The sequence below is a fragment of the Klebsiella ornithinolytica NBRC 105727 = ATCC 31898 genome, from assembly GCF_001598295.1.
GTDB lineage: Bacteria > Pseudomonadota > Gammaproteobacteria > Enterobacterales > Enterobacteriaceae > Klebsiella > Klebsiella ornithinolytica.
Map to the genome: position 1 here is coordinate 262,094 of NZ_BCYR01000008.1, position 16,229 is coordinate 278,322.

Here is a 16,229-nt window from a genome sequence, read left to right on the forward strand (position 1 = left end):
TCGCTTATCTTATCACATCAACCTGCGAGTACTCTTAACCTGGCTGCAATGCGGATAAATCAGATTTATCTGCCAGTTTTTTCAGCAGCATATTCAACAACATGCCATACATCGGCAGGAAGAAAACAATGCTAATCAGTACCTTGAAGCTGTAGTCGACAATCGCGATTTCTCCCCAGTTCGCCGCCATAAACGGGTCCGGACTACGCCAGAAAGCGATGAAGAAAAAGGCCAGGGTATCGCTGACGTTGCCGAACAGGGTCGAGGCGGTCGGCGCCAGCCACCAGCGGCGGTTTTGACGCAGGCGGTTAAAGACGTGGACATCGAGGATCTGGCCCAGCGCGTAGGCCATGAAACTGGCGGCGGCGATACGGGCGACGAACAGGTTAAAGTGGGTCAGCGCGGCAAAGCCTTGCCATTCGCCCATATAAAACAGGGACGAGATGCCATAGGAGATCAGCAGCGCCGGGACCATCACCGCCAGGATAATGCGTCGTGCCAGCGGCGCGCCGAAAATCCGCACCGTCAGATCGGTGGCGAGGAAGATAAACGGAAAGCTGAACGCGCCCCAGGTGGTATGAAAACCAAAAATGGAGATCGGGAGCTGCACCAGATAGTTGCTGGAGGTGATAACCAGCAAATGAAAAAGAGAAAGCCAGACCAGCGCTTTTTGACGCTGTGACGTTGTAAATGGACTCATATTGTGACCTTTTTAGTGATTGGGGTGAGGGAACCCAATAAATCAATACTCGTGCCGTGTTTTGCCAACCCACGAGTACCAGTTTGAAGCGGCAGAATGATACTGCGTTGAGCGGGTATTGCAATGGTTGTTTTTCGCGCAAACGTTAACCTGACTTGCGTAGCGGAAAAGTGGGGGTAAACTAGGGCCGTTTTGTTGATGTGAGATGAAAATGACCGAACTTTTCTCCAGCCCTGACCACACTCTGGATGCTCAGGGCCTGCGTTGCCCGGAGCCGGTAATGATGGTGCGTAAGACCGTACGTACAATGCCGGTGGGCGAAACGCTGCTGATTATCGCCGACGATCCGGCGACAACCCGTGATATTCCGGGTTTTTGCCGCTTTATGGAGCATGAGCTGCTGGCGCAAGAAACCGCGGCGCTGCCCTATCGCTATCTGATTCGTAAAAGCCATTAAGCACGGGTTTGCGTGCCTCTCCCGGAGGCGGGGCAATGCCCCTGTCCGGGCTACAAAATCCAAAGACCGCACGCTCCCGTAGCCCCGGTAAGCAGCGCGCCACCGGGGGTAAACGGTGCGATTGCCGCAGGCCGTCTTCCCGGAGGCGGGGCTATAAAGTCCAAAAAACGCACGCTTCCGTAGTCCCGGTTAGCAACGCGCCACCGGGGTCTTTCCGCTTACTTCTTACGTAACAGTCGCAGGGCGTTAGCGGTCACCAGCACCGTTGCCCCCGTATCGGCCAGCACCGCCAGCCACAGCCCGGTCAGTCCGAGCAGCGTAGTGATAAGAAAAATTCCCTTTAAGCCAAGCGCAATCGCAATGTTCTGCCGAATATTGGCGTGGGTGGCGCGGGCCAGGGAAATCATCTGTGCCAGACCGGTTAAGCGGTTATGCGTCAGGGCGGCATCGGCGGTTTCCAGCGCCACGTCGGTTCCGCTGCCCATGGCGATACCAATGGTGGCGGCCTTCATTGCCGGCGCGTCATTAATCCCGTCACCGACCATCGCCAGCGGCGCAGCGGCATTGAGCGCCGTGACCGCCTCCACTTTATCGGCCGGCAGCAGCCCGGCACGGAATTCCAGCCCCAGTTCCCCGGCAATGGCGGCAGCCGCCCGCGGGTTATCACCGGTCAGAATTACGCCCTGCACCCCCAGACGATGCAGATCGTCGACCGCCTGACGGGCGTCGTCTCGCAGCGTATCCTGCAGCGCCAGAATGCCGAGCAGAGACTGTTCGCGCAGTACCAGCACAACCGTCTGACCCGCGCTCTCCAGCTGCTGAATCTGCGCCTCATGCTCTGCGGCGGCGTCGTTGCCTGCCGCGCAAATCAGTATCTGATGACCGTCGACTTCGGCTTCAATGCCCGAACCCGCCAGTGCGCGCTGACCGCGGGCAGACGGAATCGTCAGCTGGCGCTGCTGGGCTTCGCGCACGATGGCCTGCGCCAGCGGGTGGCTGGAGCCTTGTTCCACTGCCGCCGCCAGCGCCAGCAAGTCATTTTCATCCACGTCATTCAGGGCGATGGCGGCGGTGACGCGCGGTTGGCCGACGGTTAGCGTCCCGGTCTTATCAAAAGCCACCTGACGTATGCGACCCAGTTGCTCAAGCGCTGCGCCGCCTTTAATCAGGGCACCGCGACGCGACGCCACCGCCAGCCCGGAAGTAATGGCCGCCGGAGTGGAAATGACCAGCGCACAAGGACAGCCGATCAGCAGCAGCGTCAGACCTTTGTAGATCCACGGTAGCCAGGCGGCGGCAAAGAACAGCGGCGGTACGATGGCGACCAGCAGGGCGACGACCATAATGGCCGGTGTGTAAATCCGGCTGAAACGATCGATAAAGCGTTCAATCGGCGCCCGACGTTCCTCCGCTTCTTCAATCAGCTTCAGAATGCGGTCAATGGCGCTGTCGCCCGGCTCAGAAATCACCGTCAGTTGCACCAGACGGTCGACGCTGGTGGCGCCTGCCGCCACGCGTTCTCCGGAGCGACGCTCGACCGGCACCGACTCACCGGTTAAGGCACTTTCATCGAAGCTGGCGAACGGCGTGCGTAGCTGACCATCGGCGGGCAGGCGACCACCTGCTGCGACTTCAATTACGTCTCCAGGGCGGAGATCGCGCTGGGCGACGGTTTCCCGCACGCCGTCACGCAGGCGAGTGGCGGTATCGGGTTTTAACGCCATCAGCGCGCTTACCCCCTGGCGGGCACGGCTGGCCGCCCAGCCTTCAAGGCGCTCGCCAACCATAAACAGCAGCAGCACCATCGCGGCTTCGGCCGTTGCGCCGATAAACAGTGCCCCGATGGCGGCGACGCTCATCAGTGTTTCAATGGCAAACCAGCTACCGCTGCGGATCAGGCGCAAAGCCTGACGAGCGACGGGCCACAGACCCACAAGCGTGGTAGCAATGAATGCCAGCTCGCCGAAGGGGTGGTTGAGCTGCTCCAGACCCCAGCTCAGCGCCATCAGTAGTACCAGCGTTATCAGCGGCAGGTTCTCGCGCAGAGGTGAGGTTTCCGGCGGCGGGGCGCTTTCATCGCGCAGCGTATAGCCCGCGGCACGTACCGCGCTTTCGACGGCAGTGCGAATATCGGCATCGGCGTTGACCAGCAGTTTTTCGGTGGCAAACAGAACCTGCACCTGGTTGACGCCGGGTACCTGGCGCACCGCCGTTTCGACTTTACGGGCGCAGGCGGCGCAGTCCATGCCTTCAACCAGCCAGCGATAGCGCGCCTCGTTTAACCCATCGCTGTCGGCGGCGTTATCGGCGGCACAGCCAGATTCCGTGCAGCAGCTGTCAGCCTGGGCGACAACCGGCTTTAATTTGAATGACGAGAACTGTGGGACTTTTTTATCCTGCGTTTCTGGAGTCGACATGGGACCCTCCCGGTAATGATAATTTTCTCATTACCAGAAGGATACACTCTGGAGTCGACTCCAGAGTCAAGCGCAAAATTACAGATACAGCGCGCGGACGATCAGAAAGTGGCCGGCAAAGTAGAAGGCGGCGGCGATGGCGTTATCGGCGCGGAAGCGACGGCGATAGTGGCTGATCAGCCAGACAATATTACTCAACAGCAGGAATGTCGCACCGGCGAAGCCTGAGAATGCGGTATCCGTCGGGCGGAAGAACCACAGCTCACCGGCCAGCCAGACCATCACCAGGGTCATGCCGATAAAGGTGAAAACCGGCATGCGCAGATCTTCCAGCCGGCTCCAGATAACCGCAAGCAGCAGCGCGCCGATAACCAGCAGCACCAGCGGCAGCGGCCAGAAAAACGACATCGTCATCTGGCTGGCAAACCAGATCGTGTACAGCAGATGCGACAGGAAAAAGGCCCCCACCGCATACATCACCCGCTGGCGCGGCAGCAGCGTTAATGCATCGCCCAGCAGCGAAGCGCACAGCCCGGCGAGTACCAGGTAGCTGATAGCGTTGAACATTGGCGCCTGCCAGGCCAGCAGCAGCAGCAGGATCAGCGTGACGGGTTTAAAAACCCAGCGCTGCCACGTGGGGCCGCGATAGGACGCATCGACGAAAAGCCATGCGGAGAAACAGACAGCAATAAACGACCAAAGCATAGTAAGTCCTTGTATCTGTTATTATTAAGTGAGTGGTGTATTGGCAGTACTGAAACTTAGTGTAGTGGTTCGGGCGGGCAGATGACAACGTTAATCAAGGCGCGGTATGCTTATTCCTGAGAATTCTTATGGGTGAGATGAATGAGCAAGGTTCCCCTGTTTTTTATTATCGTCGTCGCCATTATTGTGGTGGCCGCATCGGTACGCTATGTACAGCAACGACGGGAAAATATGGCTAACGACGCCGCGCCGCTGCTACAAAAGCGGGTGGTGGTGAGTAACAAGCGGGAGAAGGTGCTCAACGATCGCCGGTCGCGCCAGCAAACCGTAGCCCCCGCCGGCAGCGATATGCGCTATGACGTGAGCTTCAGGCCGGAAACCGGTGGCCTGGAAGTCAGTTTTCGGCTTGAGGCGGCGCAATATCATGCGCTCAGCGTCGGTGACCGGGGAACGCTGAGCTACAAAGGCTCAAGGTTTGTCGCGTTTACGCCAGAACCTTGAGCCCACGAGGTTACTTCTTACGTAGCGTGGCCTTGAGTTTTTTCTGCCAGGCCACCAGTTCAAACACGCCAAAGATAAAAATACGGACCTGTTCAAAACGGCCCAGCGGCGGGGCATCTTTCGGCTGAGTGGCCTTCAGCAGCGTCAGCTGCAGACCGTGCATCAGGATCATAAAGATCAGAGCAACGTTAACGAAGATGTTCAGCGGCTTCGGGAAAGGCTGAAACAGGTTTAATAATAAAAATGCCCAGACGCACAGCATCAACACGCGGCCAAAATTAATCAGCATGATTTTCTCCTTTTGCCTCACGTTGATAGAGACGGTAGGCGACCTGTCCGGCCACTTTCTCACGATACAGATGCCAGCATGTCGGCACCGGCGGTAAGCCATTTTCGACTTCGCTCTCAACGTAGATGAGCGCTTCATCGGCGAGCCAGCCGTTATTTTCCAGCAGACGCAGCGTCTCTTCCAGCAGACCTTTGCGGAAAGGCGGATCGACAAACACGATATGGTGCGGCGTGCCTGGCTGATTAAGGTAGCTGAGCGTATTGGTATTGACCACCTTGCCATGGCTGGCTTTCAGGGTCGCCAGGTTTTTTTGCAACTGTTGAGCGACGCCGCGCTCCATTTCCAGCAGCGTGGTGCTGCCCGCATAGCGCGACAGCGCTTCCAGCCCGAGGGCGCCGCTGCCGGCAAAGCAATCGAGGCAGTGCGCATCGACCATGACAGGCGCCAGCCAGTTAAAAAGGGTTTCACGGACCCGGTCGGTAGTCGGGCGCAGGCCCGGGCTCTCGGGCACCGGTAATTTCCGCCCCCGCCATTGCCCACCAATAATACGGATCTGGCCGCTGCCCGTGTGGTTTGGTTTCTTCATCTCGTTGCTCAGGTCTCCACTTTCAGCCCGCTATTCTAGCGATCGAACGCGGATGACGAAACCTTAATCCGGGGGCGGTGATGCGAGTTAAGTTAAGTGATAGACTATCCGACTAATTTCATCATTTTTCAGCTTCCGCTATTGTTATGCCGAAGCTGTGCCATGAATAAACAGCGGGAGTGTCGTCGCAAATGGCAAAAGAGAAAAAACGTGGCTTCTTTTCCTGGCTGGGCTTTGGACAAAAAGAACAGGCGCAGGAAACCGAGACCGAACAGAAAGTAGAAGGGCAAACCGACGTTGCCGAACAGCATTCGGCTACAGCGTTGCCTGCTGAGACGGTGGCGGCACCAGAAGCGGATACGGTAAGCGCTTCTACGGTGGAGAAAGAGGACGCGGAAGCTTTTGCGGCCGATGTCGTTGAGGTGACTGAACAGGTTGTTGAGAGCGAATTACCGCACTCTGAGCCGGTGACGCCTGCGGTTGAAGCCCCGGCCGAAGTCGAAGCGATCCCTCAGCCGCACGCTGCTATTGACGAAGCGCCAGCCGCCAGTACGTGGGTCGAAGAGGCTGCCGTTGAACAGGTTGTGGCTGAGACCGCTGCTGAAGAGACGGTTGCTGAAAAGCTGCCGGCGGAAGACCTCGCTGCTCCGGAGTCGCTGGTCGAAGATGCGATCGCTCAGCCGGTTGTCGCGGAAGCGGTAGCAGGGCAGACGCCGGAAGCGGTGACGGATGAGCCGCAAGTCGCTGCCGTGGACGACGCGGTGAGTGATGAGCCGCGCGGTGAGGAGCAGCCTGAATCTGCTCTGTCTGATGAAGAGCTTGAAGCTCTGGCGCTCTCCACTCAACCTATTGATGATAAAGAGGTTGTTGAAACGGAAGAACAGAGTCAGCCGGATGATTCCGCTCAGCAGGAGCAGGAAAAACCGACGAAAGAGGGCTTTTTCGCCCGTCTGAAACGCAGCCTGATTAAAACCAAACAGAACCTCGGTTCCGGATTTATCAGTCTGTTCCGCGGCAAAAAAATCGACGATGATCTGTTTGAAGAGCTGGAAGAGCAGCTGCTGATTGCTGACGTCGGCGTGGAAACGACCCGTAAGATCATTACCAATCTTACCGAAGGCGCCAGCCGTAAGCAGCTACGTGATGCGGAAGCGCTGTATGGCCTGCTGAAAGAAGAGATGGGCGATATCCTTGCGAAAGTGGATGAGCCGCTGAATGTTGAAGGGAAAACGCCATTTGTTATTCTGATGGTGGGCGTGAACGGCGTGGGTAAAACCACCACTATCGGTAAGCTGGCGCGTCAGTTCGAACAGCAGGGTAAATCGGTGATGCTGGCGGCCGGGGACACCTTCCGTGCCGCGGCGGTAGAACAGCTGCAGGTCTGGGGTCAGCGCAACAACATTCCGGTGATTGCTCAGCATACCGGCGCGGACTCGGCATCAGTGATCTTCGATGCTATTCAGGCCGCGAAGGCGCGAAATGTTGACGTGCTGATCGCCGATACCGCGGGTCGTCTGCAGAATAAATCGCACCTGATGGAAGAGCTGAAGAAAATTGTCCGGGTGATGAAAAAACTGGATGAAGATGCGCCGCATGAGGTCATGCTGACCATCGATGCCAGCACCGGGCAAAACGCGATTAGCCAGGCCAAACTGTTCCATGAAGCCGTTGGCTTGACCGGCATCACGTTGACTAAGCTGGACGGTACCGCGAAAGGTGGGGTTATCTTCTCGGTCGCCGACCAGTTCGGTATTCCGATTCGCTACATTGGCGTCGGTGAACGTATTGAGGATCTGCGTCCGTTTAATGCGGGCGACTTTATTGAGGCACTTTTTGCCCGAGAGGATTAATCATGATTCGCTTTGAACAAGTCAGCAAAGCCTATCTCGGTGGGAGACAAGCGCTGCAGGGGGTGAATTTCCACCTGCAGTCGGGCGAGATGGCATTTCTGACCGGCCACTCCGGCGCGGGGAAAAGTACCCTGCTTAAGCTTATCTGCGGTATTGAACGGCCGAGCGCCGGGAAAATCTTATTCGGCGGCCACGATATTAGCCGCCTGAAAAGCCGTGAGGTGCCGTTTTTGCGCCGTCAGATCGGCATGATTTTCCAGGACCACCACCTGCTGATGGACCGTACGGTGTTTGATAATGTCGCTATTCCGCTGATTATTGCCGGCGCCAGCGGCGATGATATTCGTCGCCGTGTGTCGGCGGCGCTGGACAAGGTCGGGCTGCTGGACAAAGCGAAAAACCTCCCTATTCAACTCTCCGGCGGCGAACAGCAGCGCGTGGGGATTGCCCGCGCGGTGGTCAATAAGCCTGCGGTGTTGTTGGCGGATGAACCTACCGGTAACCTCGACGAGGCGCTCTCGGAAGGGATTTTACGCCTGTTTGAGGAGTTTAACCGCGTAGGCGTAACGGTTCTGATGGCGACGCACGACCTGGGGCTGATTTCCAGCCGCTCGTATCGCATGCTGACCCTGAGCGACGGTCATATGCATGGAGGCCATTGGGGTGAATAAGCGCGACGCAATAAACCAGATTCGCCAGTTCGGTAGCAGGCTCGATCGCCTCCGCAATGGCGCAGGCGCGGGCGGCGGCGGTGGGCGTAATGCGCCGAAGCGGCCAAAAGCAGCGCCGGGCCCGGCTTCCCGTAAGAGCAATGTCTTTAACGAACAGGTTCGCTATGCCTGGCATGGTGCGGTCCAGGATTTAAAAAGTACGCCGCTGGCTACCTTCCTGACCATTATGGTTATCGCCATTTCGCTGACGCTACCAAGCGTGTGCTACATGGTGTACAAGAACGTCAACAGCGCGGCGGCGCAGTACTACCCGTCGCCGCAGATCACCGTTTATCTTGAGAAAACGCTGGACGATGACGCGGCGGCGCGAGTGGTTGGCCAGCTCCAGGCAGAACAAGGCGTAGAGAAGGTGAACTATCTGTCGCGGGATGAAGCGCTTGGCGAGTTCCGCAACTGGTCTGGCTTTGGTGGCGCGCTGGATATGCTGGAAGAGAACCCCCTTCCGGCCGTCGCGATTGTCGTGCCGAAGCTGGATTTCCAGAGCACCAATGCGCTGAATACGCTGCGCGATCGCGTGACGCACATTCAGGGCGTGGACGAAGTGCGTATGGATGACAGCTGGTTTGCCCGCCTCTCCTCGTTGACCGGGCTGGTGGGCCGGGTGTCGGCGCTGATTGGCGTGCTGATGGTGGCGGCTGTGTTCCTCGTTATCGGCAACAGCGTACGCCTGAGCATTTTTGCTCGTCGCGATACCATTAACGTGCAAAAACTGATTGGCGCGACCGACGGCTTCATCCTGCGTCCGTTCCTGTATGGCGGTGCGCTGCTGGGCTTCTGCGGTGCCTTTTTATCGCTGATTTTGTCGGAAATTATGGTGATGCGCCTGTCGTCCGCGGTGACGGAAGTCGCGCAGGTGTTTGGAACCAAGTTTGAACTCAGCGGGTTAGGCTTCGACGAGTGTCTGCTGATGCTGATTGTCTGCTCGATGATTGGCTGGGTGGCGGCCTGGCTGGCTACCGTGCAACATTTACGTCACTTTACCCCCGATTAAAAAAAGTCTGATATAATCTTTCCCTGCACTGATGAATGTCTCTCTGCAGGGAAAGAGTCCCTGTTGTCTCTTCCCTACGTTTCATTTCCATGTCACATTTTGTGCGTAATCTATTCACATCGTTGCATGGAACTTGTGGATAAAATCACTGTCTGATACTAATGTGGGTGATATTCTCGTTGCTCATAAACGCTGGCATGTTTGTTGCTCATCTCATGGGAACCATCACGTCAGACGATATCGATTGAGAGGATTTGAATGACCAAAGATATGCAAACTTTAGCTTTAGCCCCCGTTGGTAACCTGGAATCGTATATCCGGGCTGCGAACAGCTGGCCGATGTTATCGGCTGATGAAGAGCGGGAGCTTGCTGAAAAGCTGCATTACCAGGGCGATCTGGAAGCAGCGAAAAGGCTGATCCTGTCTCACCTGCGCTTTGTTGTTCATATTGCTCGTAATTACTCGGGCTATGGCCTGCCGCAGGCGGATCTGATTCAGGAAGGCAACATTGGCCTGATGAAAGCCGTGCGTCGTTTCAACCCGGAAGTGGGCGTGCGTCTGGTTTCCTTCGCCGTACACTGGATTAAGGCTGAAATTCACGAATACGTTCTGCGTAACTGGCGTATTGTGAAAGTCGCGACCACCAAAGCGCAGCGTAAGCTGTTCTTTAACCTGCGTAAAACTAAGCAGCGTCTGGGCTGGTTTAACCAGGATGAAGTCGAGATAGTGGCCCGTGAGCTGGGCGTGTCGAGCAAAGACGTACGTGAAATGGAATCCCGTATGGCGGCGCAGGACATGACCTTCGACATGTCGTCGGACGACGAGTCCGATAGCCAGCCGATGGCACCGGTGCTCTACCTGCAGGATAAAACGTCTAACTTTGCCGATGGCATTGAAGATGATAACTGGGAAGAGCAGGCGGCCAACAAGCTGACCGACGCGATGCAAGGTCTGGACGAGCGTAGCCAGGACATTATCCGCGCCCGCTGGCTGGACGAAGACAATAAGTCGACGCTGCAGGAACTGGCGGATCGCTATGGCGTGTCGGCTGAGCGCGTGCGCCAGCTGGAAAAGAACGCGATGAAGAAACTGCGTACTGCCATCGAAGCATAACGCAACAGCGTACATACTCGCCTCTGTGCAGGCACCCGATAACGCCCCACATTACGTTGGGGCGTTTTGTTTTTCTGCGTCTGCTTTTTCGGCCAGCACCTGCGGGCATAGCGTCTGCAGACATGCCAGCAGGATACGGAAGGCCGGCTCCATTTGCGCTTCTGCCAGGCTGGCAAAGCCCATCAATAGCCCCTTCTTACGTTCTTCCGTCAGATAGTAGCGCGAGAGCGGACGCACCAGAATATTGTGGGCATTGGCCTGTCTGGCGATCGCGACATCGTCCGCGTCGTCTGGCAAGTTGAGGATCAGATGCAGACCGGCGTTATCGCTGAAATCTGACAGCGCCTGCGGGCTGCAATAGCGCTGAATCAGCTCGGTCAGGCAGGCGCGACGGCGGCTGTACAGCAGGCGCATTCGTCGGATATGGGCGGAGTAATGGCCCGCGTTAATGAATTCCGCCAGCGCCATCTGAATCAGCGAGTGGCCGCCGCGATAGAGTTCGGCATGGGCGCTTTTCAGATCGCCAATCAGCGGACGCGGCAGCACGACATACCCCAACCGCAGCCCCGGGTAGAGAGTCTTACTGAATGTTCCGATATAGACGACCGGCGCGTCGGCAATCAGTCCCTGCAGCGCCGGAATCGGCTGGCCGGAAAAGCGAAATTCGCTGTCGTAATCATCCTCGACGATCCAGCAGCCGTGCTGGCGCGCCAGAGCCAACAGGCGCTGACGGCGCTCCAGGCTCATCACCGCCCCCAGCGGATACTGATGCGATGGGGTGACAAAAATCAGGTGCGGCGCCGCCTCAACTGTCTCCGGCGGGCACAGGCCGTTGGCATCGACGGTAATGGGATTGACCCGCACATCATTCATCGCCAGCACGTGACGGATCCCCCAGTAGGAGGGCTCCTCGACCCACGCCAGATCGCCACTATCGCAGAGCATACGCGTCACCAGATCGATTGCCTGATGGATCCCTTCCGTAATAAGAATTTGATCTGCCTGGCAGTGAACGCCTCGGGACACGCGCAGGTAATCCACTAACGCCTGCTGCAGTTCCGGCGTACCGCCGTTACAGCTGTAGCTCAGTCGCTCGGGTTTCGGGCGGCGGCTGATACGGGCCTGAATCTTGCTAAATAGCGGGTGGGGGAAAGCATTGACGTCCGGTACGCCAGGGATAAACGCTCCCCACTGGCGCGGGCTGGCGCTGACGTGGCTGAGCAGCTGTTGCCCGCGGCGCGACAAAAAGGGGGTTGCCGTCAAGTCGCTGCTGTTTTCGGCGATGCTGCCAGTAGAAAGAGAAATATCCGGCCCGGTTTTCGCGACGAATGTGCCGCTTCCGCGGCGGGAAACCACATATCCTTCCGCCTGCAATTGTTCATAAGTTGTTAATATGGTGTTTCTTGAAACGCCGAGCTCCCCGGCCAGATCTCGCGAGGGGGGCAGGCGGCTATGGGGCGCTAAAGAACCGTCCAGAATCGAGCGACGAACCGCGTTGTATAAGCGTTTATGCAGCAGCGGGTCTGTCTCCTCCTGCAATCTGACCAGCACAAGGTCACCGACGAGTGAGCGCAATTGGATCCCTCAGATAATCTAAATTGGTACTCGATTATAGGGCCAACTCCTGTGTAAATAAACGACATAGTTTCGAGATTGTTGCGATAACGTGACACACATGACAGGAGATTCGAGGGTGAAAAGTTCAGAACTGAATCAACGTCGCCAGCAGGCGACGCCGCGCGGCGTAGGCGTAATGTGCAATTACTTTGTTGAGAAGGCGGAGAATGCTACGCTGTGGGATGTGGAAGGTAACGAGGTGATTGATTTTGCTGCGGGAATCGCCGTGCTCAATACCGGCCATCGCCACCCGAAAATTGTTGCCGCCGTCGCGCAGCAGCTGGAGGCCTTTACCCATACGGCGTATCAGATTGTCCCTTACGAAAGCTATGTTTCGCTGGCGGAGCGCATTAACGCGCTGGCGCCGGTCGATGGCCCGGCCAAAACCGCTTTCTTCACCACCGGTGCGGAAGCCGTGGAAAATGCGGTGAAGATTGCCCGCGCTTATACCGGCCGTCCGGGGCTGATTACTTTTGGCGGCGGCTTTCACGGGCGTACCTTTATGACCATGGCGCTGACCGGTAAAGTCGCGCCTTACAAAATCGGTTTTGGACCGTTCCCTGGTTCGGTTTATCACGGGGTATACCCGAATGCTGCCCACGGCATCACCACCGATGAGGCGATGAAAAGCCTTGAGCGTATCTTTAAAGCCGATATTGCCCCGGACCAGGTGGCGGCAATTATCCTCGAGCCGATTCAGGGCGAAGGCGGTTTTAACGTCGCGCCAGCGGAGTTTATGCAGGCGCTGCGTACGCTGTGCGATACCCACGGCATCCTGCTGATTGCCGATGAAGTGCAGACCGGTTTTGCCCGCACCGGCAAGCTGTTTGCTATGCAGCATTACGATGTGAAGCCGGACCTGATGACGATGGCGAAAAGCCTTGCCGGCGGTTTCCCGCTGTCAGGCGTAGTGGGGCGCGCCGAGGTGATGGATGCGCCGGCGCCGGGCGGACTGGGCGGCACCTATGCCGGTAACCCGCTGGCGGTCGCCGCGGCTCATGCGGTCCTTGACGTCATTGAAGAAGAGCAGCTGTGTCAACGTGCGGAACAGCTTGGCAGCCACCTGAAAGAGGTGCTGAATCAGGCGCGCGAGTATTGTCCGGCGATTGTTGATGTTCGCGGCCAGGGCTCAATGGTTGCCGTGGAATTTAACGATCCGCAGACCGGCGCGCCGTCACCGGAGTTCACCCGCCACATTCAGCAAAAGGCGCAGGAAAATGGTCTGCTGCTGCTGAGCTGCGGCGTCTATGGCAACGTTATCCGTTTCCTGTATCCGTTAACTATCCCCGATGCGCAGTTTACAAAAGCGCTGGATATTCTGGCGCGCGTCCTGAAGGGATGATGTGCCCGACTCCTGTGCGGCGGCAGGGAAGCCAGATAAAACAGGATGCCGCACACGAGTTTTCATACTCAGCGTGAGTGGTTTATCACCCTGATATCACCTTTTTTCCGGCGGCGCCTGTCGCCGGAATAAAACGGAAAATATTATGTCTGAACATTCCACCTTTTCCTCGGTTCTCACCAGCCGGGAGCGTACCGCTGTACCTGCAAAATCCCTTAGCTTCGTGGAAGGGGTCTCGATGATCGTCGGCACCAATATCGGTGCCGGGGTTCTGTCTATCGCCTATGCGTCCAGCAAGGCCGGCTTTTTACCGCTGTTGTTCTGGCTGGTGGTGGTCGGCAGCCTGACGACGGTCACCATGCTGTATGTCGCAGAATCGACGCTGCGCACCCGTAAGCATTTACAGCTGAGCGGGCTGTCGCATCGCTATGTCGGGCGCTTCGGGGCGCTGATGATGTTCCTGTCGGTTTGCGTGAACAGCATCGGCGCGCTGACGGCCTATATGACCGGAAGCGGTAAGCTGCTGCATTCGCTGTTCGGTATCTCTCCGGCGCTGGGGAGCGCGCTCTTTTTTATCCCGGCGGCAGGCGTGCTTTATCTCGGGCTGAAGGCCATCGGGCGAGGTGAAAAATTCATCAGTATCGGCATGGTGGTCATGATCGCCGTGCTGGTGGCGGCGACGCTGCTCAAAGAGACGACCCAGGTCCGCTATCTGCTCGACGGCAACTGGCTGTATATGGTGCCGGTGTTCAACGTGGTCGCATTCTGTTTCTCGGCGCAGTATATCGTTCCGGAAATGGCCCGCGGGTTTGCGGATAAGCCGGAGAAATTGCCGAAAGCCATTATGGTGGGAATGGGGCTGACTTTCTGCCTGCTGGCGCTGGTCCCGCTGTCGGTGATCGCCCTGAGCGGGCTGGATAATATTTCCGACGTGGCGACGATCTCCTGGGGCAGGGCGCTCGGTGAGTGGGCCTTTTTCTCCGCTAACCTGTTTGCCCTGTGTGCGATGCTGACTTCTTACTGGGGTCTGGGGGGAAGTTTCCTGACGAATATTTTCGATCAGTTTCGCCTCGGCAACGATGAGCAACCGCGCAAGCGCCTGATGGTGCTGACTATCGTGGCCATCCCGCCATTTATTCTGGCATACAGCGGCATGGTGTCGTTTGTGAATGCACTCTATTTTGCCGGCGTCTTTAGCGGCGTGATTTTATCCATCATGCCGATTCTGATGCTCAAAGGCGCCCGGCAGCGCGGTGATATCACGCCAGGCTGGAGCTGTCCGCCGCTGATAACCCATCCGCTGATCCAGACCTTCATTGTGTTGCTTTACCTGTGTAGCGCCGTTTACGCGATAGCTTCCGCATTGGGCTACCTGCCCGCCGGTTGGTAATCTGGCGCCTGACTCCACCGCGTCCGGTTCATCCTGACGCGGTTTTTTATTTGTCACTTATCTGTTACATAACCCGCAATTTTGTCATTTCAAATTCTCCTGAATGGCGGTATGTTTAGCATAGTATGCTGCAAAAGCGCAGGCGGCAGACCTAAAAGTAGACGTCATATGCTTTATTTATGACTTAAATTAGAATAATGCGCTAACAAACAACATCACAACAAATGCAAAAAACCATAATAATGGGGAGCCTCAGGATGAACATGAAGGGTAAAGCGCTACTGGCAGGATGTATCGCCTTAATTATGAGCAATGCCGCGCTGGCGGAAGATATCAAAATTGCCGTGGTTGGCGCGATGTCTGGCCCGGTGGCACAGTACGGTGACCAGGAGTTTACCGGTGCTGAGCAGGCGGTTGCCGATATTAACGCGAAGGGTGGGATCAAAGGCAATAAGCTGCAGATCGTGAAATATGATGATGCCTGCGACCCGAAACAGGCGGTGGCCGTCGCCAACAAGGTGGTTAACGATGGCATTAAGTACGTTATCGGCCATTTGTGCTCGTCCTCTACCCAGCCGGCGTCCGATATCTATGAAGACGAAGGCATTCTGATGATCACCCCGGCTGCGACAGCGCCGGAGCTGACCGCCCGCGGCTATAAAATGATTCTGCGTACCACCGGTCTCGATTCTGACCAGGGGCCGACGGCGGCGAAATACATTATTGAGAAGGTTAAACCTCAGCGCATCGCTATCGTGCATGACAAACAGCAATATGGTGAAGGTCTGGCGCGTGCGGTGCAGGATGGTCTGAAGAAGGGCGGCGCTAACGTGGTGTTCTTTGACGGCATCACCGCCGGGGAGAAAGATTTCTCTACCCTGGTTGCGCGCCTGAAGAAAGAAAACATCGACTTCGTCTATTACGGCGGCTACCACCCGGAAATGGGGCAGATTCTGCGTCAGTCCCGCGCGGCAGGTCTGAAAACGCAGTTTATGGGACCGGAGGGCGTCGCCAACGTCTCCCTGTCTAACATTGCCGGTCAGTCTGCGGAAGGCATGCTGGTCACGAAACCGAAGAACTATGACCAGGTCCCGGCGAACAAACCGATTGTTGACGCGATCAAAGCGAAGAAACAGGATCCGAGCGGCGCCTTCGTCTGGACAACCTACGCGGCAATTCAGTCGCTGCAGGCGGGCCTGAATCAGTCCGAAGACCCGGCGGCGATCGCGAAATACCTGAAGGCCAACTCTGTCGATACCGTTATGGGGCCGCTCTCCTGGGATCAGAAAGGCGATCTGAAAGGCTTCGAGTTCGGCGTGTTTACCTGGCATGCCGATGGCACGGCGACCGACGCCAAATAATTTAACCTTCGCCTTTCACGCTACAGGTGCGTTGGCTGCGCTCCTCAACCCCGGTCGCTTACTTATGTAAGCTCCCGGGGATTTCACAGCTTGCCGCCTGCCTGTAGCGCGAAATTCTCGGTTAAATCAATGGCCGCTTAGTTGCCATGAAACGCGGGGATTCCCGGTTAAATCAATGA

The 16,229-nt window shown here is 57.0% G+C and carries 15 protein-coding genes; 9 read left to right on the plus strand and 6 right to left on the minus strand.

The window, feature by feature from the left end; translation table 11 throughout:
- Positions 1–34: 34 nt before the first annotated feature.
- On the minus strand, positions 35–700 hold the full coding sequence (locus ROR01S_RS17195) for a 7-cyano-7-deazaguanine/7-aminomethyl-7-deazaguanine transporter (RefSeq protein WP_004868583.1): 666 nt from the start codon (positions 698–700) through the stop codon (positions 35–37).
- 211 nt (positions 701–911) lie between these two features.
- Here ROR01S_RS17195 and tusA point away from each other — a divergent pair, with 211 nt between their 5' ends.
- On the plus strand, positions 912–1,157 hold the full coding sequence (gene tusA / locus ROR01S_RS17200) for a sulfurtransferase TusA (protein ID WP_004868581.1): 246 nt from the start codon (positions 912–914) through the stop codon (positions 1,155–1,157).
- Between the two features lie 218 nt (positions 1,158–1,375).
- On the opposite strand, the gene zntA is transcribed toward tusA, so the two are convergent.
- The gene (gene zntA / locus ROR01S_RS17205; RefSeq protein ID WP_064359719.1) at positions 1,376–3,574 is read right to left on the minus strand and encodes a Zn(II)/Cd(II)/Pb(II) translocating P-type ATPase ZntA; all 2,199 of its coding nucleotides are present in this window, start codon (positions 3,572–3,574) and stop codon (positions 1,376–1,378) included.
- A gap of 78 nt (positions 3,575–3,652) precedes the next feature.
- Positions 3,653–4,279 (minus strand): lysoplasmalogenase, encoded by a 627-nt coding sequence (locus ROR01S_RS17210; RefSeq protein ID WP_004868576.1) that lies wholly within the window; start codon positions 4,277–4,279, stop codon positions 3,653–3,655.
- Positions 4,280–4,420: 141 nt separating this feature from the next.
- On the opposite strand from ROR01S_RS17210, the gene ROR01S_RS17215 reads away from it, so the two are divergent.
- Entirely contained in the window at positions 4,421–4,780 is a 360-nt protein-coding gene (locus tag ROR01S_RS17215) for a DUF2500 domain-containing protein (RefSeq protein ID WP_004868574.1), read from the plus strand.
- 10 nt (positions 4,781–4,790) lie between these two features.
- Here ROR01S_RS17215 and ROR01S_RS17220 read toward each other — a convergent pair whose 3' ends face one another.
- Positions 4,791–5,069: a DUF1145 family protein gene (locus ROR01S_RS17220; RefSeq protein ID WP_004868571.1), complete on the minus strand. Its 279-nt coding sequence runs from the start codon at positions 5,067–5,069 to the stop codon at positions 4,791–4,793.
- The gene (gene rsmD, locus ROR01S_RS17225) at positions 5,059–5,655 is read right to left on the minus strand and encodes a 16S rRNA (guanine(966)-N(2))-methyltransferase (RefSeq protein WP_064359720.1); all 597 of its coding nucleotides are present in this window, start codon (positions 5,653–5,655) and stop codon (positions 5,059–5,061) included. Before rsmD ends, ROR01S_RS17220 begins: the two co-directional genes overlap by 11 nt.
- A gap of 191 nt (positions 5,656–5,846) precedes the next feature.
- Here rsmD and ftsY point away from each other — a divergent pair, with 191 nt between their 5' ends.
- The 4 genes from ftsY to rpoH all read left to right on the plus strand — a co-directional run bounded on the left by ftsY (position 5,847) and on the right by rpoH (position 10,340).
- On the plus strand, positions 5,847–7,505 hold the full coding sequence (gene ftsY / locus ROR01S_RS17230) for a signal recognition particle-docking protein FtsY (protein WP_064359721.1): 1,659 nt from the start codon (positions 5,847–5,849) through the stop codon (positions 7,503–7,505).
- A gap of 2 nt (positions 7,506–7,507) precedes the next feature.
- Positions 7,508–8,176, plus strand: a complete 669-nt coding sequence (gene ftsE, locus ROR01S_RS17235; RefSeq protein ID WP_004868565.1) for a cell division ATP-binding protein FtsE — start codon at positions 7,508–7,510, stop codon at positions 8,174–8,176.
- Positions 8,169–9,227 (plus strand): permease-like cell division protein FtsX, encoded by a 1,059-nt coding sequence (gene ftsX, locus ROR01S_RS17240; protein ID WP_004868563.1) that lies wholly within the window; start codon positions 8,169–8,171, stop codon positions 9,225–9,227. Before ftsE ends, ftsX begins: the two co-directional genes overlap by 8 nt.
- Before the next feature lie 258 nt (positions 9,228–9,485).
- Positions 9,486–10,340, plus strand: a complete 855-nt coding sequence (gene rpoH / locus ROR01S_RS17245) for an RNA polymerase sigma factor RpoH (RefSeq protein ID WP_064359722.1) — start codon at positions 9,486–9,488, stop codon at positions 10,338–10,340.
- Positions 10,341–10,391: 51 nt separating this feature from the next.
- On the opposite strand, the gene pdxR is transcribed toward rpoH, so the two are convergent.
- A complete protein-coding gene (pdxR, locus tag ROR01S_RS17250; protein WP_004868560.1) occupies positions 10,392–11,915 on the minus strand; it encodes a MocR-like pyridoxine biosynthesis transcription factor PdxR in 1,524 nt (507 codons plus the stop codon).
- Positions 11,916–12,033: 118 nt separating this feature from the next.
- On the opposite strand from pdxR, the gene ROR01S_RS17255 reads away from it, so the two are divergent.
- From ROR01S_RS17255 to livJ, 3 genes are all read left to right on the plus strand, one after another.
- A complete protein-coding gene (locus ROR01S_RS17255) occupies positions 12,034–13,299 on the plus strand; it encodes a 4-aminobutyrate--2-oxoglutarate transaminase (protein ID WP_004868558.1) in 1,266 nt (421 codons plus the stop codon).
- A gap of 145 nt (positions 13,300–13,444) precedes the next feature.
- The gene (locus tag ROR01S_RS17260) at positions 13,445–14,689 is read left to right on the plus strand and encodes an aromatic amino acid transport family protein (RefSeq protein ID WP_004868557.1); all 1,245 of its coding nucleotides are present in this window, start codon (positions 13,445–13,447) and stop codon (positions 14,687–14,689) included.
- 257 nt (positions 14,690–14,946) lie between these two features.
- Complete coding sequence (gene livJ / locus ROR01S_RS17265) at positions 14,947–16,050, plus strand: branched chain amino acid ABC transporter substrate-binding protein LivJ (protein ID WP_015585591.1); 1,104 nt, start codon at positions 14,947–14,949, stop codon at positions 16,048–16,050.
- Positions 16,051–16,229: the final 179 nt, after the last annotated feature.